This is a genomic window from Micromonospora sp. WMMC241 (assembly GCF_027460165.1).
Lineage (GTDB): Bacteria > Actinomycetota > Actinomycetes > Mycobacteriales > Micromonosporaceae > Micromonospora > Micromonospora humi.
Window position 1 is genome coordinate 3,068,039 of the sequence record NZ_JAPZBF010000001.1, and the last position, 24,452, is coordinate 3,092,490.

The 24,452-nt window shown below is 75.0% G+C and carries 14 protein-coding genes; 3 read left to right on the forward strand and 11 right to left on the reverse strand.

All coding sequences use genetic code 11. The annotated features are described in order from the left end of the window. The 3 genes from O7598_RS14330 to O7598_RS14340 are packed head-to-tail and all read right to left on the reverse strand — an operon-like array spanning position 1 to position 12,421. Entirely contained in the window at positions 1–5,028 is a 5,028-nt protein-coding gene (locus tag O7598_RS14330) for a non-ribosomal peptide synthetase (RefSeq protein WP_269691839.1), read from the reverse strand. After that, the gene (locus O7598_RS14335) at positions 5,025–11,441 is read right to left on the reverse strand and encodes a non-ribosomal peptide synthetase (protein WP_269691840.1); all 6,417 of its coding nucleotides are present in this window, start codon (positions 11,439–11,441) and stop codon (positions 5,025–5,027) included. Before O7598_RS14335 ends, O7598_RS14330 begins: the two co-directional genes overlap by 4 nt. Positions 11,442–11,452: 11 nt before the next feature. Next, complete coding sequence (locus tag O7598_RS14340) at positions 11,453–12,421, reverse strand: ferritin-like domain-containing protein (RefSeq protein ID WP_269691841.1); 969 nt, start codon at positions 12,419–12,421, stop codon at positions 11,453–11,455. A 79-nt stretch (positions 12,422–12,500) separates the two neighbouring features. On the opposite strand from O7598_RS14340, the gene O7598_RS14345 reads away from it, so the two are divergent. Beyond that, on the forward strand, positions 12,501–13,787 hold the full coding sequence (locus O7598_RS14345; protein ID WP_269691842.1) for a condensation domain-containing protein: 1,287 nt from the start codon (positions 12,501–12,503) through the stop codon (positions 13,785–13,787). Between the two features lie 90 nt (positions 13,788–13,877). On the opposite strand, the gene O7598_RS14350 is transcribed toward O7598_RS14345, so the two are convergent. Beyond that, positions 13,878–15,404, reverse strand: a complete 1,527-nt coding sequence (locus O7598_RS14350) for a GMC family oxidoreductase (RefSeq protein ID WP_269691843.1) — start codon at positions 15,402–15,404, stop codon at positions 13,878–13,880. Positions 15,405–15,482: 78 nt separating this feature from the next. Between O7598_RS14350 and O7598_RS14355 the strand changes: the two genes are divergently transcribed. Then, on the forward strand, positions 15,483–15,878 hold the full coding sequence (locus O7598_RS14355; protein ID WP_269691844.1) for a VOC family protein: 396 nt from the start codon (positions 15,483–15,485) through the stop codon (positions 15,876–15,878). On the opposite strand, the gene O7598_RS14360 is transcribed toward O7598_RS14355, so the two are convergent. Then, positions 15,857–16,924 (reverse strand): acyl-CoA dehydrogenase family protein, encoded by a 1,068-nt coding sequence (locus O7598_RS14360; protein WP_269691845.1) that lies wholly within the window; start codon positions 16,922–16,924, stop codon positions 15,857–15,859. The two genes, O7598_RS14355 and O7598_RS14360, sit on opposite strands and share 22 nt — an antisense overlap. A 29-nt stretch (positions 16,925–16,953) precedes the next feature. Beyond that, complete coding sequence (locus O7598_RS14365; RefSeq protein ID WP_269691846.1) at positions 16,954–18,111, reverse strand: acyl-CoA dehydrogenase family protein; 1,158 nt, start codon at positions 18,109–18,111, stop codon at positions 16,954–16,956. A 79-nt stretch (positions 18,112–18,190) separates the two neighbouring features. On the opposite strand from O7598_RS14365, the gene O7598_RS14370 reads away from it, so the two are divergent. Next, positions 18,191–19,030, forward strand: coding sequence for an acyl-CoA thioesterase (locus O7598_RS14370; protein WP_269691847.1), 840 nt, complete (start codon positions 18,191–18,193; stop codon positions 19,028–19,030). 13 nt (positions 19,031–19,043) lie between these two features. Here the strand turns inward: O7598_RS14370 and O7598_RS14375 are convergent, their stop codons facing one another. From O7598_RS14375 to O7598_RS14395, 5 genes are all read right to left on the reverse strand, one after another. Continuing rightward, a complete protein-coding gene (locus O7598_RS14375; protein WP_269691848.1) occupies positions 19,044–19,808 on the reverse strand; it encodes an ABC transporter permease in 765 nt (254 codons plus the stop codon). Beyond that, entirely contained in the window at positions 19,805–20,578 is a 774-nt protein-coding gene (locus O7598_RS14380; RefSeq protein ID WP_269691849.1) for an ABC transporter permease, read from the reverse strand. The genes O7598_RS14375 and O7598_RS14380 overlap by 4 nt, the downstream gene beginning before the upstream one ends. Beyond that, positions 20,575–21,531 carry an ATP-binding cassette domain-containing protein gene (locus O7598_RS14385; protein ID WP_269691850.1) on the reverse strand — a complete coding sequence of 319 codons (957 nt, stop codon included), beginning with the start codon at positions 21,529–21,531 and terminating at the stop codon, positions 20,575–20,577. Before O7598_RS14385 ends, O7598_RS14380 begins: the two co-directional genes overlap by 4 nt. A 78-nt stretch (positions 21,532–21,609) precedes the next feature. Continuing rightward, a complete protein-coding gene (locus O7598_RS14390; protein ID WP_269691851.1) occupies positions 21,610–22,650 on the reverse strand; it encodes a phosphate acyltransferase PlsX in 1,041 nt (346 codons plus the stop codon). After that, a complete protein-coding gene (locus O7598_RS14395; RefSeq protein ID WP_269691852.1) occupies positions 22,647–24,380 on the reverse strand; it encodes an acyl-CoA dehydrogenase family protein in 1,734 nt (577 codons plus the stop codon). The genes O7598_RS14390 and O7598_RS14395 overlap by 4 nt, the downstream gene beginning before the upstream one ends. Positions 24,381–24,452: the final 72 nt, after the last annotated feature.

The following is a 24,452-nucleotide window of genomic DNA, read 5'->3' on the forward strand; positions in this document are numbered from 1 at the left end:
TCAGCCCTCCCCGGCGATCGCGTCGGCCCACCCGGACGGGTCGTCCGGCACCCGGGCCACGGTCAGTTCGCCGAGGCACACCTCGCGCCACCACGCCACACCGTCCGGGTCCGGCTCGCCCGCGCAGAGCAGCGTCACGTCCCCGGCGTACGGCGAGCTGGCGTACGCGTCGCCGGGCACCGGGTCGACGACCGCCAGCCCGGTCACGTCCACCCCGGACTCGGTGAGCTGGCGGGCCAGCTCCAGCGCCAGCGCGCCGGCCTCGCCCCGGCCCACCACGGTCAGCGGCTCCCCCGCCAGGTGCCCGGTCAGGTCGGCGGCGTAGTCGGCGGCGAGCCGCTGCACCAGCGGCGCCGGGTCCAGGCCGGCGTAGCGGTGCAGCGCGCCGTCGGCCACGCCCCACACCGGGCCGCCGGCGGCCAGCGGGGCGGGCAGGCCGGCGTACCCGTCGAGCCGGCCGCTGCCGTCGTGCACCAGCACGTACCGGGGCGGGCCGTCACCGGCGAGCCGGGTCGTCTCCACCGCGCCTTCGTCCGGTTCGTCGTCCGGCGCGGCGGGCCCGGCCGTGGCGGCCAGCCGTCCGGCCAGCGCGCCGACGGTCGGGTGTTCGAGGATGGTCCGCAGCAGCTCGTCGAAGAAGACCCCGGCCGCGGCCGGCACCCGCTCGGCGAGCTGGCCGGCGAGCTTCGCGGCGAGCAGCGAGTCACCGCCCAGTGCGAAGAAGTCGGCGTCCCGGCTCACCCGGTCGACCCGCAGCACGTCCGCCCAGACCGCCGCGATCTCCTCCTCCAGACCGGCGCTCGGCGCGGCGCCGCCGGTCTCCGGACCGGCCGTCGAGGCCGCCACCACCTGGCGTACGGCGGTGCGGTCCAACTTGCCGTTGGCGGTACGGGGCAACTCGTCGAGCACCTGCACCACGTTCGGCACCATGTAGTCGGGCAGCCGGTCGGCCAGGTGCGCCCGCAGCTCGTCCGGCACCACCCGACGTCGGTCCGCCTTGACCCGGGCCGCGATGATCCGCATCCCGAGCCCGGCCATCGGGTCGTCGGGCGCGGGCAGGTCCAGCACCGGCGCGGCGCCCGCCCCGGTGAGCAGGCCCCGCCACTCGTCGGCGTCGAGGAACGTCCGGTCGGTGCCGCGGCGCAGGTCGGCGAAGTCCCCCAGCTCGTCGTCGAGCCGCACCAGCAGCTCCAGCGACGTCATGATCTGGTAGTGCTCCCGGGTCATCTCCAGCAGCACCAGATGCCCGCCCGGGGCGAGGATCCCCCGCAGCCGGGCCAGCGTCGCGGGCACGTCCCGGGTGGCGTGCAGCACGTCACCGGCGATCACCAGGTCGGCGCTGTTCGGCGCGAGGCCCTGCCCGGCCGGATCGGCGTCGAGGTCCAGCGCGGCGAAGCGCAGGCCCGGCCGGTCGCCGAAACGCTGCCGGCCGGCCTCGACGAAGAACCCGGACAGGTCGGTGTAGAGATAGTCGACGTCCAGCCCGTCGAGCGCGTCGAGGACGGCCGCCGTGGTGCCGCCCGAACCGGCGCCGACCTCGACGATCCGCACCGGGCCGGGCAACCGTTCGACGAGCGCCCGCACCGCCGCCGCGGCGACCGCGTTGGCCCACCTGTTGAACAGCGCGCCGGCGTAGAGGTTGTCCGACACCGCCAGCTCCCCGGCGGGGAAGAGCAGCGCCAGCGGGTCCTCGTCGTCGCGCAGCAGCGCCGGCAGCGCAGCGGCGCTGCCCTGGAAGTAGCGCACCAGCTCCGGCGCCTCCCCCACCTCCGCCGCCCGGCGCGTCGCCGCGTCCCACCCGCGCGCCGTCGGCGACAGCGTCTCCACCAGCCGGTACGCGTCGTCGTCGCGCCGCAGCACGCCGGAGTCGGTGAGCGCCCGCAGCCAGCGCCGCAGCAGCCGGCGGTGCCGGGGCGCGACACCGGTGGCCGCGTACACCTCGGTGAGCGGGTGCGGGCGGTCGTCGAGGAACAGGCCGGCGGCGCGCAGCGTGTCCAGCATGGCGGCCAGGCCGAGGCGGTCCAGGTCGTGCAGGTACGCCGCGTACCCGTCCAGGTCGGTGCCGGCGACCACGGCGGCGCCGGCGGTGGCGGGTCCGGCCGGGTCGACGGCCGAGGCCGGGCCGGGCTCCACGGCGGCCGGTTGGACGACGGCGGCCAGCCGGCGCTCCAACGGGCGGTCCCCGTCCACCACGGCGACCGCCGCGCCCACGGCGGGATGGGCGAGCAGCGCGGACTCCACCTCGGCCAGTTCGATCCGGTGGCCACGGATCTTGACCTGGTGGTCCTCCCGGCCGAGGAACTCGATCACCCCGTCGGGCCGGTAGCGGCCCAGGTCACCGGTGCGGTACAGCCGTTGCCCGGTGGCCGGGTCGGTGACGAACCGCTCGGCGGTGCGCTCGGCGTCACCGAGGTAGCCCGACGCCAGCCCGGCGCCGCCGATGTAGAGCTCGCCGGTGACCCAGTCGGGGCGGTCCCGCAGGCCGGCGTCGCGCACGTGCCAGCTCTGGTTGGCCAGCGGCACGCCGTACGGGATGCTGCGCCAGGTCGGGTCGACCGCACCGACCGGGTGAATGATCGACCAGATCGCCGCCTCGGTCGCGCCGCCCAGGCTGACCACGGCCAGGCCCGGCACCAGGCCGCGGATCTGCTCCGGCAGGGTGACCGGGATCCAGTCGCCGCTGAGCAGCGCCAGGCGCAGCGACGGCGTGCGCACCGTCGGCGCGGCGGCAAGGTAGTCGGCGAGCATCTGCAACTGCGCCGGCACCGAGTTCCAGAGCGTCACCTCGTGGCCGGTCACCAGGTCCGCCCAGTGGGTGGGGTCGCCGCGCCGCTCGGGCGCGGGCAGCACCAGGGCGGCGCCGACCGCCGGCGGTCCGAACAGGTCGTAGACGGACAGGTCGAAACCGAGACCGGCCAGGCCGAGGACCCGGTCGTCGGCTGTCACGTCGAAGCGGGTGTTGATGTCGGCCACCGTGTTCAACGCCGCCCGGTGCGTGATCATCACGCCCTTCGGGGTGCCGGTGGAACCGGACGTGTGGATGACGTACGCGAGGTCGTCGGGCCCGACCAGACGCGCCGGCAGGGCGGCCGGCGCGGGACCGTCGCAGTCGTCCACGGTGATCACCTCGACCCGCTCCGGCCAGCGGCCGTCCGCGCGGCCGGACTCGGTGAGCACGAGACGCACGCCCGCGCCGCCGAGGATCAGGTCGCGGCGCGCCGGCGGCTGGTTGGTGTCGATCGGCACGTACGCCGCGCCGGCGAGCAGCGCGCCGAACACCGCGACGACCTGACGCCAGCCCTTGTCGGCGACCACCGCGACCAGGTCGCCCGGGCGGCAGCCGGCCTCGGTGAGCCGGGCGGCCACCGCGCTCGCCCGCCCGGTGAGCTGCCGATATGTCAGGGTCGCGTCCGGCGTCACCACGGCGACCCGGTCCGGGGTGCGCAACGCCTGCGCGAGCACGCCCTCGTGCAGCAGCCCGTCGGGCAGCGGCGCGGCGGTGTCGTTGACCTCGGCCCGCCGGCGGGCGCTCGCGGCCGGCAGCGCGACCGGGGCGAGTTCCTCCCACGCCTCGTCGGTGCCGGCCAGCCGGCGCAGCAGCGCCGTGTACGCGGCGAACATCTCGTCGACGACGCCGTCGGGGAAGACACCCTCGCGCACGTCCCAGTTGGTGGCGAGCCCGCCGGAGCGTTCGATGTTCTGGCAGTCGATCCAGACCTGCGGCGTCTGGCTGATGCCGTAGCCCAGCTCGCCGAAGCCCTCCACACCGGTGTCGCCGCCGAGCCCGATCGCGCTGGTGAACACCACCGGCATGAGCGCGGCGTCGGGTCCCCGCCGTCGGGCCACCTCGCGCAGCACGTCGACGCCGGAGAACCGGCGGTGGTCCAGGTCGGACCAGAGTTGTGCCTGCAGGCGCTTGGCCCGCTCCTGCACCGGCGCGTCCGGGTCCTGGTCGACGGCGAGCAGGCTGACCGAGGTGAAGTCGCCGACGATCCGGTCCACCTGCGGGTGTGTCGGCGTGCGGTCGAGCAGGGTGACGTCGACGCAGAAGCGCGGGTGGGTGCTCCAGGCGGCGATCACCTCGGCGTACGCGGCGAGCACCGCGCCGGACGGGGTGACGCCGTGCCGGCCGGCCCGCTGCCGCAACCCGGCCCACTCGGCCGCGTCGAGGCGCAGGTCGAGGCGGCGGAACCGGGGTGGCGCGGCGAGCGCGTCGGGGCGCAGCGGCAGCTCCGGCGCGGGCGGCAGGTCGTCGAGGCGGGCCAGCCACCAGTCCCGGTCGGCGTCGCGGCGCGGCCCGTCGCGCAGCGGGGCGGTGGCCAGCAGGTGGTCCCGGAAGGTCAGCTCCAGGTCCTCGGCGGGCGGGTCACCGGCGTAGCGGCGGCCCAGTTCGTCGAGGAGCAGGTTGATGCTGACGAAGTCGCAGACCAGGAAGTCGATGGAGAAGTGCAGCACGCTGCGTTCCGGGCTCCGGGTCACCCGCAGGGTGAACAGCGGCCACTGCCGCGGGTCGTAGCGGCGGTGGTCCAGCTCCGCGCGGGTGGCGGCGACCGCGTCGGCGAAGCCGTCCGCGTCCGCGTCGCGGACCTCGATCCGGTACGGCGGGACGTCGGGGCGGACCTGCTGGGAGCCGTCGCGGTCGACCACGGCCCGGAGCATGTCGTGCCGGGCCACCACCTGCCGCCAGGCGTGTTCCAGCCGGTCCACGTCGAGGTCGGGGAAGCCCAGCTCGCCGTAGCCGTGGCAACCGACCCCGCCGTAGGCGAACGTGTCACCGCGCCCGAGCAGGTAGGCGCTCTGCACGTCGGTGAGCGGGAACGGCTCGTACCGCTGCTCGGGGTGCGGCACGGCGGCGGGGACGGCGGCGTCGCGCACCGCGGCCAGCACCTCATCCCGGTGCCGGCGCAGCGCGGCCCGCCGCTGCTCGGTGAGGACGCCGGCCGGGGCGCGGAAGCGGAGCTGACCGTCCTCCTCCCAGAGTCGGACACCGAGTTCGGCCAGTTCGGCGAGAAGGTCCTGCCCGGTCATATCGCCCCTTCCTCGTACGCGCCGGCGGCGTCCTGCACGGCGGTGGCCAGGTCCGCGATGGTGGGTCGGTCGAACAGCCCGCGCATCGGCAGGTCGACGCCGTAGCGGTCGCGCAGCACCGCCAGCAGGCGGGTGGCGAGCAGGCTGTCGCCGCCGAGGCCGAAGAAGTTGCGGTTGCGGCCGGGCGTCGGGCAGTCCAGCAGCTCGGCCCAGAGCGCGCCCAGTTCGGTCTCCAGCCCGGGCCGGGGCGGCTCGTCGGGCGGCGCGCCGTCGCCGGTGGCGAGCAGCCGGGCCACCGCGCCGCGGTCGATCTTGCCGTTGGCGGTGAGCGGCAGCTCGTCGAGGACCGTGACGTGCTCGGGGATCATGTACGCGGGCAGCCGGTCGGCGAGCAAGGCACGCAGGTCGTCGATGTCGTGGCCGGGGTGGACGGTGACGGCGGCGGCGAGGCGGCGGGTGGTCGCGCCGACCGCGACGGCGACGGTCTCCCGCACTGCTGGGTGGTGCAGCAACGCGGCCTCGACCTCGCCGAGTTCGATGCGGTGGCCGCGGATCTTGACCTGGTGGTCGGTGCGGCCGAGGAATTCCAGGGTGCCGTCGGGCCAGTAGCGGCCGAGGTCGCCGGTGCGGTACCAGCGGGTCCCGTCGTGGGTGACGAATCGTTCGGCGGTGCGTTGCGGGTCGCCCCGGTAGCCGGCGGCCACTCCGGCACCGCCGATCCACAGTTCGCCGGGCACCCAGTCCGGGCAGTCCCGCCCCCGCCCGTCCACCACCCGGTACCGCTGGTTGGGCAGCGGGTGCCCGTAGGGGACGGACCGCCAGTGCGCCGGTACCTCGTGCACCTCGCACGCGTTCGACCAGATCGCCGCCTCGGTGGCCCCGCCGAGCGCGACGAGCCGCGCGTGGGGCCGGCAGGCGGTCAACCGGTCCCGCAGGTCCAGCCCGACCCAGTCCCCGGAGACCAGTGCGAGTCGCAGCGCCGTCAGGGGTTCGTCGCCGGCGGCGGTGAGCAGCATGTCGAGCAGCGCCGGCACGGTGTTCCAGATCGTGACGCGGTGGTCGGTGACCAGGCGTAGCCAGGCGCGGGCGTCGCGGCGTTGTTCCTCGGTCACGACCACGAGCGCGCCGCCGGCGCCGAGCAGGCCGAAGACGTCGAACACGGACAGGTCGAAGTCCAACGCGGACACCGCGAGCACCCGATCGTCGGCGTTCACGTCGAAGCGGCGGCGGATCGCCTCGATGGTGTTCATCGCGGCGGCGTGCGACACCTCCACACCCTTGGGCTCCCCCGTCGACCCCGACGTGAAGATCACATACGCCAGTGACGTCGGGTCGACCTGCACCGGCCGCTCCAACGCCGGCCCACCGTCCCCGCCCGGCCCCAGCTCGCCGCCGTCACGGATCAGCACCTTGGCCCCCGCGCGGCTCAGAATGCGTTCCCGCCGGGCGGCCGGCTGGTCCACGCCGACCGGCACGTACACGCCGCCGGCGGCCAGCACCGCGAGCACCGCGACGACCTGGTCGGCGCCCTTGGGCAGGCACACCCCGACCGCGTCACCCAACCCGACACCGGCCCGGACCAGGGCACCGGCCAGCCGCAACGACCGCTCGGCCAACTCGCCGTAGGACACCGACACGCCGTCACCCAGCACGGCCGGGCGTCCCGGCTCCCGCGCCGCCCACCCGAAGAACCCCTCGTGCAACAGCCCGGTCGGCAACGCCGTGGCGGTGTCGTTCACGCGCTCCCGCACCGCCCGCTGCGCCGCCGGCAACCCCACCGGCACCGCCCGCGACCAGTCCCCCTGTGCCAGAGCGCGCAGCAACTCCAGATAGGCGTCGAACATCGCCTCCGAGACGCCGGGCGGGAACAGCTCCGCCACCAGGTCCCAGTTCACGAGCAGGCCGCCGTCGCGCTCCATGACCTGGTTGTCCAACCACACCTGCGGGGTCTGCGAGGCGCCCCAGATCTGCTCGCCGAACGGCAGGTCCATGCTGACCAGCTCGTCGCTGATGCCGAGCGCGCTGGTGAAGACCACCGGCATGGTCGCCGCGGACGCCCCGGTGCGGCGGGCGATCTCCCGCAGCACCCAGAGGGCGGACACGCCGTGGTGCTCCATGCCGTCCCACATCCGCTCCTGCAGGCCGCGGACCAGGGCCAGGAAGTCGTCGCCGGCGGCGGGCCGGTGCGGCACGAGCAGCAGCGACGTGAAGTCGCCCAACACGTGGTCGATGTCCGGGTGGACCTCACGGCGGTCGAACAGGGTCAGGTTGAGCGTGAGGTCTCCCCGGCCGCTCCAGGCCGAGAGCACCTCGGCGTACGCGGTCGCGAGGACCGCTGCCGGGCTCACGCCGTGGGTACGGGCGGTGGCCACCAGCGCGGTCCACCGGGCGGGGTCGAGCCGTCCCTCGTGCCGGACGAAGCGGGGCGCGCGGATCCGGTCCGGGTCGACCGCCAGCGGCAGCTGCGGCGCGGGTGGCAGCTCGGCCGCCTGCGCCGACCAGTAGCGCCGGTCCTCCGCGACGGTGGCCTCGTCGGGCCGGGCGTGCAGCACGTAGTCCCGGAAGGACACTCCGATCGGGCGCAGCGGCGCGTCGAGGTCGGCATAGAGGGCGGACAGCTCGGCGAAGACGGTGACGATGCTCAGCGCGTCGAGCACGATGTAGTCGAAGCTGAACGCCAGCCGGACCCGGTTCTCGCCGTACCGGACCGCCTCGACGGCCACCAGCGGCCAGCGGGTCGGATCGGCGACGCGGTGCGACAGCCGGTCACGCAGGTCGGCCAGCGCCGCGCCGCCCTCGGTGACGTCGATGACGACCTCGGGCACCTCGGCGAGGATGCGTTGCCGCCCGTCCGGGTCGATGACCGCGCGCAGCATCTCGTGCCGGCGCACCAGCCGGTTCCACGCCGTGGCGAGCCGGTCGAGGTCGACGTCCGCGCCGTCGAACTCCCAGTACCAGTGCGAGCCCACCTCGCCGAGCGCGAAGTCGCCGGTGCGCCCGATCCAGTACGCCCGCTGCACGTCGGTGAGCGGGAACGGATCGTGCCGGTGCGCGAGGTCCGCGGTGAGCGTGGCGGTCGCGTCGGCGCCGCGCTCCAGCCGCAGGCCGGCGGCGAACCCGCTCAGCGTCGGCGCGGCGAAGAGCTGCCGCAGCTGCCCGCCGGCCAGGCCGGCCGCCCGCATTCGGCCGAGCAGGCGGGTGGCGAGCAGGCTGTCTCCGCCCAGGGCGAAGAAGCTGTCCGTACGACCGACGGTCGGCACGTCGAGCAGTTCGGCCCAGACCGCGGCCAGGGCCGTCTCCACCGGGCCGATCGGCGGCTGGAGTTCGGTGGGCCGGTCGGCCCGGTCGGCCAGTCGCTCGGCCAGCGCCCGCCGGTCGATCTTGCCGTTGCCGCTCAGCGGCAGGTCGTCGAGGACCGCGACGTGCTCGGGCACCATGTACGCGGGCATCCGGTCGGCGAGGAAGACCCGCAGGTCGTCGACGTCGTGGCCGGGGTGGACGGTGACGGCGGCGGCGAGCCGTCGGGTGGTCGCGCCGACCGCCACGGTGACCGCGTCGCGTACGCCCGGGTGCTGGTGCAGGGCGGTGTCGATCTCGCCGAGTTCGATGCGGTGGCCGCGGATCTTGACCTGGTGGTCGGTGCGGCCGAGGAATTCCAGGGTGCCGTCGGGCCAGTAGCGGCCGAGGTCGCCGGTGCGGTACCAGCGGGTGCCGTCGTGGGTGACGAAGCGTTCGGCGGTGCGTTGCGGGTCGCCCCGGTAGCCGGCGGCCACGCCCGCGCCGCCGATCCACAGTTCGCCGGGCACCCAGTCCGGGCAGTCCCGCCCCCGCCCGTCCACCACCCGGCAACGCTGGTTCGGCAGCGGGCGGCCGTACGGGATCGACCGCCAGTGCGCCGGCACCTCGCCCACCTCGAAGACGGTGGAGTGGATCGCCGTCTCGGTCGTGCCGCCCAGGGCGACCAGCCGGGCGTGCGGGCGCAGCGCGGTCAGCCGGGCCGCCAGGTCCAACCCCACCCAGTCGCCGCCGAGCAGCGCGAGCCGCAGGTGGGTGGTCGCGCCGTCGGCTTCGGCGGCGGTGAGCAGCATGTCCAGCAACGCCGGCACCGACTGCCAGATCGTGACGTGGTGCTCGGTGGCGAGGCGTAGCCAGGCGCGGGCGTCGCGGCGTTGTTCCTCGGTCACGACCACGAGCGCGCCGCCGGCGCCGAGCAGGCCGAAGACGTCGAACACGGACAGGTCGAAGTCCAACGCGGACACCGCGAGCACCCGATCGTCGGCGTTCACGTCGTAGCGGCGGCGGATCGCCTCGATGGTGTTGACCGCGGCGGCGTGCGACACCTCCACACCCTTGGGCTCCCCCGTCGACCCCGACGTGAAGATCACATACGCCAGTGACGTCGGGTCGACCTGCACCGGCCGCTCCAACGCCGGCCCACCGTCGCCGTCCGGCCCCAGCTCGCCGCCGTCACGGATCAGCACCTTGGCCCGCGCGCGGCTCAGAATGCGTTCCCGCCGTGCGGCCGGCTGGTCCACCCCGACCGGCACGTACACGCCACCGGCGGCCAGCACGGCGAGCACCGCGACGATCTGGTCGACACCCTTGGGCAGGCGCACCCCGACCGCGTCACCGACCCCGACGCCGGCCCGCACCAACGCACCGGCCAGCCGCAACGACCGCTCGGCCAACTCGCCGTAGGACACCGACACGCCGTCACCGCACACGGCCGTCCGGCCCGGCTCCCGCGCCGCCCACCCGAAGAACCCCTCGTGCAACAGACCCACCGGCAACTCGCCTGCGGTGTCGTTCACCCGCTCCCGCACCGCCCGCTGCGCCGCCGGCAACCCCACCGACGCCGACCAGTCCCCGTCCACCAGGGCACGCAACAACCGGACGTACGCGTCGAACATCGCCTCCGAGACACCGGGCGGGAACAGCTCCGCCACCACGTCCCAGTTCAGGTACAGGCCGCCCTCGCGCTCGGTGACCTGGTTGTCCAGCCACACCTGCGGGGTCTGCGAGCTGGTCCACACCGGATCGCCGAAGCACGTCCGCACGTCCGTGCCGAACAGCTCACCGAGGCTCAGCGCGCTGGTGAAGACCACCGGCGCGAGCACCGCCCGGTCCGCGCGGTGCCGCGCCAGGTCGCGCAGCACGTCCACCCCGGAGTACGCGCCGTGCGCGACGTCGCGGGTGAACTGCTCGTGCAACCGGCGGGCCCGGTCGACGAACGGCACCTCGTCGGTCGCGTCCACCTCCAGCAGCAGCAGGTTGGTGAAGTCACCGCTGAGCAGCGGCACGTCCGGGTGGTACGGCGTGCGGTCGTACAACGGCAGGTTGAGCAGGAAACGCTGCCGGCTGCTCCAGGCGGCCAGCACCTCGGCGAACGCGGTCAGGAACACCATCGGCGGGGTGACGCCGTGCTCCCGGGCGCGTGCGGCGAGGCGGTCCCGGTCGGCGCCGGACAACCAGTGGTGGTGGCGGGTCACCCGGTGCCCGCTCACCCGCTCGGGCGCCACCGCGACCGGCAGCTCGGGCCCGCCGGGCAGGTCCGGCAGCCGTTCCCGCCAGTAGGCGGACGCGGCTTCCCGCGCGGCTTCCCGGCGGCGAGTGTGCACGGCGAGGTAACGCGGGTAGCTGTAGCCGATCGGCGGCAGCGGTGAGTCCGGGCGGTCGTAGAGGGCGGCCAGGTCGGCCAGGAGCACCCGGAAGCTGTGCGCGTCGGCGACCAGCATCTCGATCTCGACGTGGATCCGCGTGCGGCCCTCGGGCAGCAGGGAGAGCTGGATGTCGAACACCTCGCCCCGGTCCACCCGCAGGCTGCGGTGCGACAGCGTGTCGCGCAGCTCGGTGAGTCGCAGCTCCCGGTCGGCCGGGGTGAGGCCGCGCAGGTCGTGCACGGTCAGGCCGGGCCACCCGCCGTCCGGGGTGATCTGCTGGCGGCCGTCGTCGAGGAACCGCGCCCGCAGCATGTCGTGCCGGCGCACCAGCGCCCGCACCGCCCGCTCCAGCCGCGACGCGTCCACGTGCCGGCCGTCGAACTCGTTGTAGAAGTGCGCGCCCACCCCGCCGAGGGCCTGGTCCCCGGCGCGTCCGACCCAGTACGCGTGTTGCATGGTCGCCAGCGCGAACGGCGCGGTCGGGTCGACCTGCTCGTCGTCGGGCGGCGCGGGCGTCGCGTCGCCGCCGGCCGCGTGCGCCAGGGCGTGCCACTGCCGTACGGTGCGGTGCTCGATGAGCTGGCCGAACGTGAGGTCCGCCCCGGCGGCCGACCACCGCGCCGCCAGCCGCATCAGGCCGATCGAGTCGAGACCGCGTTCGAGCAGGTCGTCGTCGGGCGACACCGGCTCGTCGAGCAGCTCGGCGACGTCGTCGCACATGCCGTCGAGGGTCAGCGTGGTCAGCACTGGCATGTCCACTCCGGTCAGGCGCGAGGTAGGCGGATCGAGCGGTCGGCGAAACCGATGAGGTCGAGGCGTTCCAGCCCCGAGCGGACCCGGGGGGTCAGCAGGCCGATGTTGGCCAGGGCGGTGACCACCCGGGCGAAGATGGCCTGCCGGTACTTGATCATCAGCTCGTTGTGCGCGGCGAAGTCGACGCCCTCCTCGCGGTCGACCTCGATGCGCTCCCACACGTCCTCGAGCAGGAAGCGGCGGCGCATCAGGCTCGCCGACTCCAGCACCATCTCCTCCCGGTCGGCCCGCTCGGCGCTTGTCATCTCCGCGTAGATGCCCTCCAGCGACAGCACGCCGAACGAGACGTGCCGGGCCTCGTCGCGGGCCACCAGCCGGGTGATGTCGCAGATGAGACGGTCGTGGAAGGTGCTGTTGGCCAGCCGGAACGCGGCCATCGCCAGTGCCTCGACGATGATCTGCATGCCCAGCGCGGTGATGTCCCAGCGCGCGTCGGACAGCAGGTCCTCCAGCAGCTCGGCCAGCGCCGGGTTGATCGGGTACGGGTCCGGCACCTTCTCCCGCAGGTAGCGCGAGAACGCCTCGACGTGCCGCGCCTCGTCGGCGGCCTGACTGGCCGCGTAGTACTTGCTGTCCAGGTCGGGCACCACCTCGACCAGGCGGGCGGCGACCACCAGCGCGCCCTGCTCGCCGTGCAGGAACTGGCTGACCATCCAGGACTGCAGCTCCCAGCGGAACGTGTCCCACATCGGGCGGCCGCGCGCGGCCAGCGGGGACGCCTCGAAGGACGCCATGGCGAACGCCGAGTCGTCGGGCAACGGCTCGCCGAACGGCACCGGGATCGACCAGTCCACGTCCGTGGTGGCGTTCCACTGCGCGCTCTTGGCCCGCTCGTAGAGGGCGAGCACCCGAGGCATCTCGGACTCGTACCGCCACGTCAGCCGAGCCGGCACGGGCGTGGTGACCGACAGACCAGACATGCGCCCAAGGTACCGACGAACAACACAAGATGCCAGACCCTTGATGACAGATACGCGAGAGGGCGGGTACCGTCGCAGCGTGGCGCCCCGAGAACTACCGGCCTCCGTCGGTCAGCGACTGCTCGGCATCATCGACCACTACCGCGCCGACCACGGGGCGCTGAACTGCCCGCTGCTGTGCCGGGTGACCGGAACCGTCGACGTCGACGCGCTGGCGGCGGCGCTGACCGCGCTCACCGCCCGGCACGAGGCGCTGCGGACCACGTTCACCGGCCGCGGCCCCCGCCTGACCCAACACGTGCAGGACCCGCGACCGGTGCCGCTGCCCGTGGTCGAGCTGCGCGACCACCCCGACCCGCGCGCCGCAGCGGAGGCGGCCGTCGCCACCGAACTGTCCACCCGGGTGGACGTCGGCGAGTGGCCCACCCGGGCGACCGCCTGGCGGGTGGCCGACGACGAGGTGGTCCTCTGCTTCACCATGCACCACCTGGTCACCGACGCCTGGTCGTGCGGGCTGCTCTTCGAGGAACTGCGCGCGCTCTACGCCCGGCACCTGGGCCGGCCCGCCGAGCTGCCAGCGGTGCCGTGGCAGTACGGCCGGTTCGTCGCCTGGCAGGAGGCCCGGCTGGCCGGCACCGAACTGGACCGGCAGCGGGAGTTCTGGCGCGCCCAGCTCACCGGGCTGCGGCTGCCCCGACTGCCCTACCGCGAACCACCGCCGGGCGCCACGCCGGGCGTACTGGGGCGCGACCTGGACGTCGCCGTGGCCGGCGGGCTGCGGGAGCTGGCCCGGCAGCACCGCACCACGCTGTTCACCGTCACGCTTGCGGTCTACTACGCGGTGCTGCACCGGATCACCGGTCAGGGCGACCTCGCCGTCGCCTCGCTGTTCGCCAACCGCAGCCACCCGGACAGCCAACGCACCGTGGGTTTCTGCGCCAACATGGTGGTGCTGCGCACCCGGCTGCCGCCGTTCGCCACCTTCGAGGCCCTGCTGGGCGCCACCCACGCGACCGCCGCCGCCGCCTTCGCCCACCAGGAGCAGCCCTACCAGGCGGTCTCGACCGGCAGCGCCAACCTGGGCGGGCGGGTCGACGACGTGGTGTTCCAGATGATGGCCGAGCTCGACCACCGGGTCCCGGTCGCCGACGCCGACTTCGAACTGCTCCTGCCGGAGGCGATCGGCAGCCGGTTCGGCACCGAACTGGCGGTCGCGCCGCGCGGGCCCGGCCTGCGGGTGGTGCTGTTCCACACCCCTAGGCTGGCGCCCGCCGACGCGGAGCGGCTGCTCGACGGCTACGTTGCCGTCGCGCGCACCGTGGTGGCCGACCCGCGGACGCCGCTGTCCGCGCTGCTGCGGCGCTGACGCCCCCGCCGCGTCGGCGAGCCTCTACCGCTGACCGCCCGGTCGCACGGCGAGCGCCCCGCCGCCACCCGGGCGGGTCAGCCGGCGCGGTCAGCCCCGGATCAGCTCCGCGCCGCGCTCCCCGATCATGATGCTGGTCAGCGCCGCCGGCGCCCGCAGCGGCACCGGCACCACGGAGGCGTCCACCACCCGCAGGCCTGGCACGCCGTGCACCCGGCAGTGCCCGTCGACCACCGCGCCCGGGTCGCCCGAGGGGCCCATCCGCGCGCCGCCGACCAGGTTGAGCCGGCTGTAGGTCGTGTTGCGCAACACGTGGTCGAGCTGCTCGTCGTCGCCCACCACCGCGTCGTCCACCAGCGCGAAGCGGGCCACGGTCTTGGTGAACGCCGCCTGGTTGGCGATCTCCCAGGCGTGCCGGTAGGCGTCGCGCATCCGGGCGAGGTCGCCGTCGGCCGAGTAGAAGTCGAGGTCGACCACCGGCGGGGTGCCCGCGTCGGCGGAGCGGATGCCGATGCGGCCACGCGAGGCCATCGCCATGTCGCCGATCATCACCGTGTTGATCAGGTCGGTGCCGACGAGCCTGTCCAGGCCCGCGCCGGGGCCGCGCGTGGTGCTCATCCCGGTGAACAGGCTCAGGTAGAAGGCCTGGTCGGCGGCGTGCCCCGGGATGCCGGCGAGCCGTCCGATGAGCTGGGTGCGGGGCCAGTCGCCGCCGACCGCCTCCGGCTCGGGCACCACCAGGATGATCGCGCCCGGCTGGTCGATCACGTCGGCGCCCACACCCGGCAGGTCGACCAGCGGGTCGACGCCGGCGGCCCGCAGCTCGTCGGCGGGGCCGATGCCCGAGCGCAGCAGCAACGCGGGGCTGTAGGGGCTGCCGGCGCACAGCACCACCTCGCCGGCGCCGATCGTCTCGCCGCCGACGCGCACCCCCACCGCCCGGCCGTCGGCCAGCAGCACCCGCTCGACCTCCGCGTCGCCCCGGACCGTCAGGTTGGGCCGGGACCGGGCGGGGTCGAGGTGGGTGAGCGCGGTCGACATGCGCAGCCGGTCGCGCCGGTTCTGCGGATACATCCCGATGCCGACCGCGTCGGGGGCGTTCATGTCCTCCTGGTAGTCGTGCCCGAGCGCGAGCACCGCCTCCAGGAAGCCGTCCATCGCCGGGGTCAGCTGACCGCGCGACCAGCGGGTGATCGGCACCGGACCGTCCGCGCCGTGGTGGTCGCGGTCGCCGAACTGCTTGTCGCTCTCCAGCCGGCGGAAGGCGGGCAGCACCGCCGGCCAGTCCCACTCCGGCAGGGCGCGACCCCAGGCGGCGAAGTCGGCCGCCGGCGCGCGCATCGCGCCCCGGTCGTTGATCCGCGTCGAGCCGCCGACCACCCGGCCGCGGCGCAGCGGCGCCTCGCGCCCGGCGACGACGGTGGCGCGCAGGTCCCAGTCGAAGCCGTCCTCCGCCTCCACCGAACCGGTGCGCAACACCTCCGGACCGGCGTCACCGACCAGGTCCGGCCCGGCCTCCAGCAGCAGCACCGAACGCCCGGGCTCCTCGCTCAACCGCGCGGCCAGCACCGCGCCGGCCGCTCCCGCGCCGACGATGACGTAGTCGTAGCGAAGCATGGGCACAGCGTAGCCGAAGATCCGACATGCCATGCGCAGCGCATGTGCTATCCGCGATTCTTCATTAGACTCTCCGGCATGAGCGCAGGCCCGGAAATCATCCCCACGCTTCGCTACCGCGACGCGCCGGCCGCCGTCCGCTGGCTGGTGGACGTCGTCGGCTTCCGCGAGGCCCTGGTCGTCCCCGGTCCGGACGGCACCATCAGCCACGCCCAGCTGACCTGGGGCAACGGCATGGTCATGCTCGCCTCCGAGACCGACGGCAGCGACGGGCGCCTGGTGCTGGAGACCGGCCCCGGCGCGACCTACGTGGTCCTCGACGACGTGGGCGCGCACTACGACCGGCTCGTCGCGGCCGGAGCCGAGATCGTGCAGAAGCTGCGCGACGAGGACTACGGCGGCCAGGGCTACTCGGTGCGTGACTCCGAGGGCAACATCTGGAGCTTCGGCTCCTACCGGCCCGGGGCGTCCTGACCGGTCGTCCCGTCCAACAGCGACGCGGCCAGCTCGGCGCGCAGGTCGCTCACCGTGCCGTCGAACGTGGCCAGCCACCACGCCCGCCGATACCAGTGGTGCAACGGCTGCTCCCAGGTGAACCCGCTGCCCCCGTACGTCTGGATGGCGGCCTCGCAGGCGGTGGTCGCGGCCTCGCGCCCGGCCACCGCGGCGGTGGCGACCGCCCGGTCCGCGACCGGGCCGGGCTCCGCGTCGACCGACCAGGCGGCCCGGTAGGCCAGTGACCGGGCGGTCTCGACCTGGCCGTAGAGCTCCGCGAGGGGGTGCGCCACCGCCTGGTTGGCGCCGATCGGCCGGCCGAACTGGGTGCGGGCGGTGGCGTATTCGGTGGCCCAGGCCAGCGCGCGCGTCGCCACGCCGACGGCCTCCGCGGCGAGCAGGGTCAGCGTGCGCCGCCTGATCTCCGCGAGCACGTCCCCGCTCGCGTGCGCCGCGACCAGCGGCGCCGACGCCGCACCCGACAGGTCCACCGTGGCCGCCGGCCGGGTCGGGTCCAGGCCCGCCGGCCCGGCGTCGCTCGGCGCCGGGTGCAGCGCGGACGCGTCGACCAGGCGCAGCTCCACGCCGTCCGGACCGGCGACGGCCACCACCAGGTCCGCCGCCTCCCCCGCGTGCGGGACCGCGACCTTGCGCCCGTCGAGGGTGCCGTCGGCGGCGACCGTACAGCTCACACCGCCGGAGCGGGCCGGCGACAGCAGGGCGGCGAGCGTCCCGGGGCCGGGCTCCTCGGCCCAGGCCAGCGTGGCCGGCCGGCGCAGGGTACGGCCGCCGGCCCGCAGCGCCGGCCCGGCCAGGCCCACGGTCGCCCACCAGGGCGACGGGCTGCGCGCGTAACCGAGCTGTTCGGCGAGCAGGGCCAGCTCGACGGTGCCCAGCTCCGGGTCGATCCAGCCGAGCCCGGTGACGTCGTTCCACGCCCGGTCGGCGTCGGCGCGTTCGTCGGCGAGATACTTCGCCGCGGTGTCGCGCAACGCCTCCTGCTCACCGGTCAGTGCGAAGTCCATGCTGTCTCCTCCACGGACGGGGCGGCGCGTCAGTAGGACCGGGGCAGGCCGAGCACCCGCTCGGCGATCACGTTGCGCAGCACCTCCGAGGTGCCGCCCTCGATGGTGTTGGCGCGGCTGCGCAGCATCTCGCGCCGCCAGTAGCGGTCCCACCCGTCCGGCCGGCCACCGGCGGTGAGCTGCACCCCCAGCGCGGTCAACCGCTGGTGCGCCTGCGACCAGCGCAGCTTCACCACCGAGGTCTCCGGGCCCGGCGTGCCGGTGCGTCGCAGCGCGGCCAGGGCGCGCCGATTGGTCCAGCGCAGTCCCTCCAGCTCGACGTAGCGGGCGGCGATCTGGTCGCGGACCAGCGGGTCGGTGTCGCGACCCCGGGCCCGGGCGGTCGCGACCAGCCGGCGGAACGCCACCTCCAGCCGGGCGGTGAGCGTGAACCCGAAGGTGCCGCGCTCGTGGGCCAGCGTGGTCATCGCGACCCGCCAGCCGTCGCCGATCTCGCCGACCACCGCGTCGAGCGGCACCCGCGCCTCGTCGAACTCGATCTCGGCGAACTCGGCCTCGCCGGTCATCTGCCGGATCGGCCGCACCGTCACCCCCGGCGCCCGCAGGTCCACCAGCAGGCACGACAGGCCACGATGGCGGGTCGCCCCCGGGTCGGTGCGGACGAGCAGCAGGCAGTGGTCGGCCAGGTGCGCGTAGGAGGACCAGACCTTGCGCCCGGTCACCACCAGGGTGTCGCCGTCGCGGCGGGCGAGCGTCCGCACGGCGGACAGGTCACTGCCCGCCTCCGGCTCGGAGAAGCCCTGACAGAAGATGATCTCGCCGGTGAGGATCCGGGGCAGGTACCAGGCCCGCTGGGCGGGTGACCCGCAGGCGATGACGGTGGGACCGACCATGCCCAGGCCGATCACCCCGATGTGCTCGCCGGCCTCGGCCCGGGCGCTCTCCTCCAGGTAGATCGCCTGGTGCACCGGGGACAGCCCGCGACCGCCGTACTCCGCCGGCCAGGTGAGCCCGGCGTAGCCGGCATCGTGCAGCGCGGCGCTGAAGGACCGGACGGCGTCGACGTCGTCCCACCGCCCCCGCGCCGGCGCGCCGTCCGCCCCGGCGGTCACCGGCACCGACCGGGTCAGCCAGTCGCGCAGCCCGGCCCGGAACGCGGCCTCCTCGGCGCTGTCACGTAGATCCATGCGCCGCATCGTACTCGTATCTGCTTTTGTTGTGCAGTATCTTGTGTCGACGGACGGGTGCGTCGAGGAGGAGGACCGGATGGCCAGTCTCGCGGACGACGCCGCGGTCGAGCGGACCGTGCCCGGCCACTACCGGGCCGACCTGTCGGAGGACTGGTCGGTGTGGGGGCCCAACGGCGGCTACCTGGCGGCGGTGGCCCTGCGCGCCGCCGGCGACGCCGCCGGTGGGCTGCTGCCGGTGAGCCTGAGCTGCCAGTTCCTCGCCCCGGCCCGCTACGGCGAGGCCGAACTGACGGTGGAGCGGGTGCACGGGACCCGCCGCGCCGCCGCGTTCCACGTCACGTTGCGCCAACGCAACCGCACCGTGCTCGCCGCCCACGTGTGGACCGTCGCGGACGGCCTGGTCGGCCCGGAACGTCGTTGGATGCCGGCGCCGGAGCTGCCCGGGCCCGACGAACTGCCGGCGCTCGTCGACCTGATGCGCCGCGACGGCCTGCCGGTGCTGCCGATCTGGGAACGCTGCTACGAGGTACGCCTGTCCGGCTGGCCCGCCGGCGGCTGGTCGCCGCAGCGCGACGGCGTGCCGACGGTGCGGGGCTGGCTGCGGCTGCACGAGCCGCTGCCGGCCGATGCGGACCCGTGGCTGGCCGCCGCCCGACTGGTGTTCGCCGTCGACGTGGTGCAGTTCCCGGCCATCGTGCAGGCGTTCGAGCAGACCACGTTCATGGCCCCGAGCATGGACCTGTACGTGGGCTTCCAGGCCGGCGGCGACGCCGGCGAGTGGCTGCTGGTCGAGGGCGAGGCCGCCTCGGCCAACGGCGGCACCCTGGGCGCCCGCGCAAGGGTGTGGTCGGCGGGCGGGCATCTGCTGGCCACCGGCGGCCAGCAGATGCTCTACCGGATGGCCAGCCCGGTCTGACCGGCCCGCGCCGTCAGGCGGCGGTACGTCGCGCGAACCGGCGCACCGCCACCAGCAGGCAGACCCCGCCCAGCCCGAGCACCCAGGCGAGGGTCTGCAGCACCGGCGCCAGGACCGGGCCGCCGGAGGAGAGCCCGACCAGCGCCTCGGTGGCCGTCGAGAACGGGTTGGCCCGCACCAGCGGCTGCACCACCGACGGGAACGCCGACACCGGCACGAACCCCGAGGAGAAGATGAACAGCAGCGTCGCCGGGCCGGTCAGCGACGGCGGCAGCGACTCCTCGTCGCCGGGCCCCGAGCCGCGCCACAACGCGATCGCCGCCCACATCGCCCCGAACAGCGCGAGCACCGCGAAGAAACCCACCACGGCCGCCGCGCCCTGCCGGAACCGGAACCCCAGCAGCAGCGCCACCGCGGTGGTGAGCACCCCGATGAGCACGATGCGCAGCACGTCGCCGGTGAGCCGGCCGGCCAGCAGCGCCCCAGGCCGCACCGGCATGGTCCGCAGCCGGTCGACCAGCCCACCCTTGAGGTCGCGCAGGAAACCCACCGCGCTCGACGGCGAGCCGAACGCGGCGGTCGAGAGCACCACCAGCGGCGCGAGCCGCTCCAGGTAGTGCTGGCGGTCGCCGTCGCCGACGATGCGCCCGAAGACCGCGTACTGGGTGAGCAGGAGCAGGACCGGGAACGCGAACGAGTAGATCAGCGCCGGCGGGGCGCGGAAGAACCGGCGCAGGTTGCGCCCGGCGAACAGCGACGCCTGGGTGACAGTGCTCATCGGGTCCTCCGGAAGGAACGGGCGGCGGCGAAGCCGAACAGCAGACCCAGCACCAGCAACCAGACCAGCGCCGGCCACACCCGCTGGTCGGCGCCCTCGGTGGACAGCGCCCGCAGCGCGTCGACCTGGGCGGAGAACGGCGACACCCGGACCACCGGCTGCAACCAGCCCGGGAACGCGTCGACCGGCACGAAGGCGGTGGACACCGTGGTCAACACCAGATACGGCAGGGTGAGCGCCGAGTAGGCCTGCTCCGGGTCGCGAGCGCCCAGGCCCAACGCGGCGCAACCGGCCGCCAGCACGACCGCGAAACCGATCGCCAACAGCACGAAATCCACCGCTCCGGCCGCGCCCGCGGTGAACCGGAAGCCGACCACCACCGCCGCGACCAGGATCACCGCCACCGCGACGGCGGCCCGCGCCGCGTCCACCACCAGCCGGGCGGCGGGCACCACGGCCGCTCCCATCGGCAGCGTCCGGTAGCGGGAGATCAACCCGCTGCGCGCGTCACCGGCGACCATGTAGCACGCCGACATGGCCACCAGGACGGTGGTCTGCACGACGATCGCCGGCGGCAGGAACTGCTCGTAGGCGATCCCGTAGTCCGCCATCAGCCGGTGGAACACCACCATGAAGCCGGCGAAGAACGTCAGCGGGAACACCACGGTCAGCCCGATCGACCGGCCGACCCGCGCCTGGCGCAGGTTGCGCGCGGCCAGCACGGCGAACTGCCGTGCCGGCCCGGCGGCCGGCGGGCTCGCGACGGTCACCGCCCGGCCCCCGCCACGTCGGGCACGCCGGCTGTCGACCCGGTCAGCGACAGGAACACCTCGTCCAGGGTGGGCCGGCGGACCGTCACGTCGTCGGCCTCGACGCCGGCGGACTCCAACCGGCGTACCACCTCGGTCAGCGTGCCCGCGCCCGCGGCGACGCGCAGCACGTCGTCGTCCTCGGTGAGGTCCGGGAACGCCTCGCGCAGGCGCGCGGCGGCCGTCTCCCGGGCCCGCGGATCCTCCACCCGCACCTCGCAGACCGTGCCGCCGAGGCGTCCCTTCAGCTCGTCCGGCGTGCCCTCGGCGACCACCCGCCCGTGGTCGATCAGCAGCACCCGGTCGGCCAGCTGGTCCGCCTCCTCCAGGTACTGCGTGGTCAACAGCACCGTGGTGCCGTCGGCGCGCAGCTGCCGCACCACCTCCCACAACGCCCGCCGGCTGCGCGGGTCGAGACCGGTGGTCGGCTCGTCGAGGAACAGCACCGGCCGGTCGACCACCAGGCTCGCGGCCAGATCGGCACGGCGGCGCAGGCCGCCGGAGTAGGTGCGGACCGCCTTGCCGGCCACCTCCCCCAGGTCGAAACGCTCCACCAGCTCGTCGGCGCGCGCGGCGGCGGCCCGACGGTCGAGGCCGAGCAGCCGGCCGAACAGCACCAGGTTCTCCCGGCCGGTGAGCATCTCGTCGAGCGCGGCGAACTGGCCGGTGACCGCGATGCTGCGGCGCACCTGCGCGGCCTGCTCGACCACGTCGAACCCGGCGACGCGGGCGCTGCCCGAATCCGGTCTGAGCAGTGTGGTGAGACAGTGGATCGTGGTGGTCTTGCCGGCGCCGTTCGGGCCGAGCAGGCCGACCACCTCGCCGGCGGCGACGGAGAATCCGACCCCGTCGACAGCGGTCGTCGCGCCGAACGACCGGCGCAGCTCGTGGACCTGGATCATCTGCTCTGACATCGCACCACCCTCACCCCAGGAGTCCCCGGCACCATATCAACGCTCGTATGTGGAAAACCAGATACAAGAACGACTGAGTCATCCGTCGACGGCGACCCGACGCACCGCCCGGCGGCGACGCGACGAGGCCGCGAACGCCACGCCGGTCCGCGCCACCACCCCGGAGCGCACGCACTCGACCGCGATGTCCACGCCGGCCGCCACGTCGGCCGCGCCGGCCGCGCCGTGGCAGACCACGCACACCCCGCGTACGCCGAGCAACGCGCCGCCGGCCTCGGCCGCCAGCCCTCGGCGTACCGCCGCGGTCACCCGCCGCTCCCGGTCGCGCGCCAGCGCCCCGATCGGCGAGAACGCCCGCACCGCCGCCAGGGCCAGCCCCACGGTGGCGTCCAGCGTGCGCTCGTACATCTTCAACGCCACGTCGCCGGTGAACCCGTCGGTCACCGCCACGTCCACCCGGCCGCCCAGCACGTCGTACGCCTCGATCTGGCCCACGTAGCCGGGCGCCGCGGCCAGCAGCAGGTGCGCGTCGCGGCGTACCGGGCCGCCCTTGACCGACTCGTGGCCGTTGGACAGCAACCCGATCCGGGGCCGCTCGACGCCGAGGCGGCAGCGGGCGTACTCGGCGCCGAGCACCGCGAACTCGACCAGCCACTCCGGCTGTGCGGTGGCCGTCGCGCCGATGTCCAGCAGCACGGTCGGCCCGGCGTCCGGCACCGGCACCACCGTCGCCAGCGCGGGGTTGGTCACCCCCGGCACCCGCCCCAGCCGGGCCGCCGCCGCCAGCACGGCGGCGCCGGTGTTGCCCGGGGTCACCATGGCGTCGACCCGGCCCGCCGCCACCTCCGCGGCGGCGAGCAGCAGCGAGGAACGCCGCTTGGCGTACGTGGCGGCCACCGGGTCGTCGGCCATGCCCACCACGTCCGGGGCGTCGAGCAGCCGTACCCCCGGTGGTGGCACGCCGTCGGGCAGCAGCGGCCGGATGCGTTCGCGCGGGCCGACCAGCACCACGTCCGTGGTCGCCGCGGCGGCCAGCGCGCCGGCGACCACCGGCTCCGGCCCGAGGTCCGCGCCGGCCACGTCGACGGCCACCCGCGGTCGGCGGTCGGCGCCGCTCACCGGGACGCCCCGGCGGCCGACCGGTCGGCGGGCGGAGCGGTCAGCCAGCGTCGCAGCGCGGCACGCGCCGGCGCCCGTTCGCCCGCGAACGCGGCGATCAGGTCGTCGGTCCGCGCCGGCCCAGGTCCGGGTGGATCGTCGGCCGCCAGGTCGGCGGCGAGGTCGTCGACCCGGGCCGCGAGCACGGCACCCCGCCAGCCGAGCGCGTAGCCGAGCGCGGCCTCGTCGACCTCCCCGGCGCGGCCGGGCAGGCCGGCCGCGACCCGACCGTGCGGATCGACCAGCTCGACGGCGGCCAGCAGCGCCTCCACCTCCGCGAGGACCCCGGCGGCGGCGAACCGCCAGGCCTGGTCGGCGGCCCAGCGTCCGCTGCGCCGGGCCCGGCCCACCAGGTCGAACAGGCGCCGTAGCAGCGTCGCCAGCGCGCCCACCGCCGGCCGGCCGCCGGCCGCGGCCAGCGTCGCGGCGCGCACCGCCGGGTTCGGCGCGAACGGCCGCACCCGCAACCGGGCGACGTGGATGAGGGGTTGCGGCGCGCTCGCGTACGCAGCGGTGAGTGTCCGGTAGCCGTCCTCGCCCCGGGGCGGCCCGGCGGCGAAGCGTTCCAGCCGCCACTGCAACTGGTCGAGCAGGATGTGGCTGGTGCCGTCGAAGACGCCGTAGAGCAGCACGTCGCGCACCCGGGCGGCGTAGCCGAACTCCTCGACCAGCGCCCGGGAGCCCAGCACGGCGCGGCCCTCGGTGACGGCCTCCTCGGCGAGCAGGCAGCAGGCGTACTTGGCCACCGCCGTGGCGTGCGCGGCGGCCGGCCCGAGCGTGTTGATCAGGAAGGTGGCCTTGACGGCGGCGGCCGCCACCAGCACGTCGAGGGCGGTGGCCCGGAACAGGTGCTCCGCGATCGCGCCCAGGTGCACGATCGGTTCGCCGTAGACGTCCCGTTCCCGGGCGTAGGCGACCGCCTGGGCCAGCGCCCCGCTGGCGGCACCCGAGGCCAGCGACCCGATGCCGCCCCGGGACAGGGCGAGCGTCAGCCGCAGGACACCCGCGCCGTCGGTCGGCGCGCCGACCGGCTGCGCCACGGTGCCGTCGAGGCGTACGCCGGAGATGTCGGCCGCGGACGTGGGCAGCGTGCGCCAGGCGGGCAGGGCGTCCACCGAGCCGTCGCGTTCGGCGAGGAACATCCCGAGGTCCGCGCCGTCGTCGACGCGCGCCAGGACCACCAGCAGCTCGTGCCGTCGGCCGCCGTTGATCAGGTCCTTCTCGCCGGTCAGCCGCCAGCCGTCGCCGTCGGGCACCGCCCGGGTCGCGATTCGGGCCAGGTTGCTGCCGTGCTCCAGCTCGGTGAGCAGCATGGCGGCCGAGCCGCCGGCCCGCAGCACGGCACCGGCCCGATCGCGTTGCTGCGGGGTCCCGGCGATGTAGAGCGGCAGCAGGGCCAACGCGTTGACGCCGAGGGTGATCGCGAGGCTGCCGCTGTGCCGTGCGAGGACGGCGTTGAGCGCGTTGACGTGCACAGCGGTGGCCGTGGCCGGGTCGTACACGGCCGCGACGCCGAGGGACCGCAACTCGGCCAGCAGGTCGTCGGGGGGTGTGCGGGCGGCGTCGGCCTCGGCCAGTCGCCGGCCGGCGCCGGCCCGGCCCAGGTGGTCGGCCACCGCCGGCAGTGGCGCCAACCGGTCCAGTGGCAGCGGGCTGAGCCGCCGCCACGCGGGCGCTTCGTCTGGTGTCACCCGGCACCTCACCGCCATCCCGTCGACAAATACGAGATACATGCTAGGCGAGAAACCAACAAGCGAGGGATA

Excerpts from the sequence above, each read along its gene's own strand:
- O7598_RS14340 (WP_269691841.1), bottom strand. The coding sequence starts at position 12,421 with ATGTCTGGTCTGTCGGTCACCACGCCCGTGCCGGCTCGGCTGACGTGG.
- O7598_RS14385 (WP_269691850.1), bottom strand. The coding sequence starts at position 21,531 with ATGTCAGAGCAGATGATCCAGGTCCACGAGCTGCGCCGGTCGTTCGGC.
- O7598_RS14370 (WP_269691847.1), top strand. The coding sequence starts at position 18,191 with ATGGCCAGTCTCGCGGACGACGCCGCGGTCGAGCGGACCGTGCCCGGC.
- O7598_RS14335 (WP_269691840.1), bottom strand. The coding sequence starts at position 11,441 with ATGCCAGTGCTGACCACGCTGACCCTCGACGGCATGTGCGACGACGTC.
- O7598_RS14365 (WP_269691846.1), bottom strand. The coding sequence starts at position 18,111 with ATGGATCTACGTGACAGCGCCGAGGAGGCCGCGTTCCGGGCCGGGCTG.
- O7598_RS14350 (WP_269691843.1), bottom strand. The coding sequence starts at position 15,404 with ATGCTTCGCTACGACTACGTCATCGTCGGCGCGGGAGCGGCCGGCGCG.
- O7598_RS14330 (WP_269691839.1), bottom strand. The coding sequence starts at position 5,028 with ATGACCGGGCAGGACCTTCTCGCCGAACTGGCCGAACTCGGTGTCCGA.
- O7598_RS14355 (WP_269691844.1), top strand. The coding sequence starts at position 15,483 with ATGAGCGCAGGCCCGGAAATCATCCCCACGCTTCGCTACCGCGACGCG.
- O7598_RS14360 (WP_269691845.1), bottom strand. The coding sequence starts at position 16,924 with ATGGACTTCGCACTGACCGGTGAGCAGGAGGCGTTGCGCGACACCGCG.
- O7598_RS14375 (WP_269691848.1), bottom strand. The coding sequence starts at position 19,808 with ATGAGCACTGTCACCCAGGCGTCGCTGTTCGCCGGGCGCAACCTGCGC.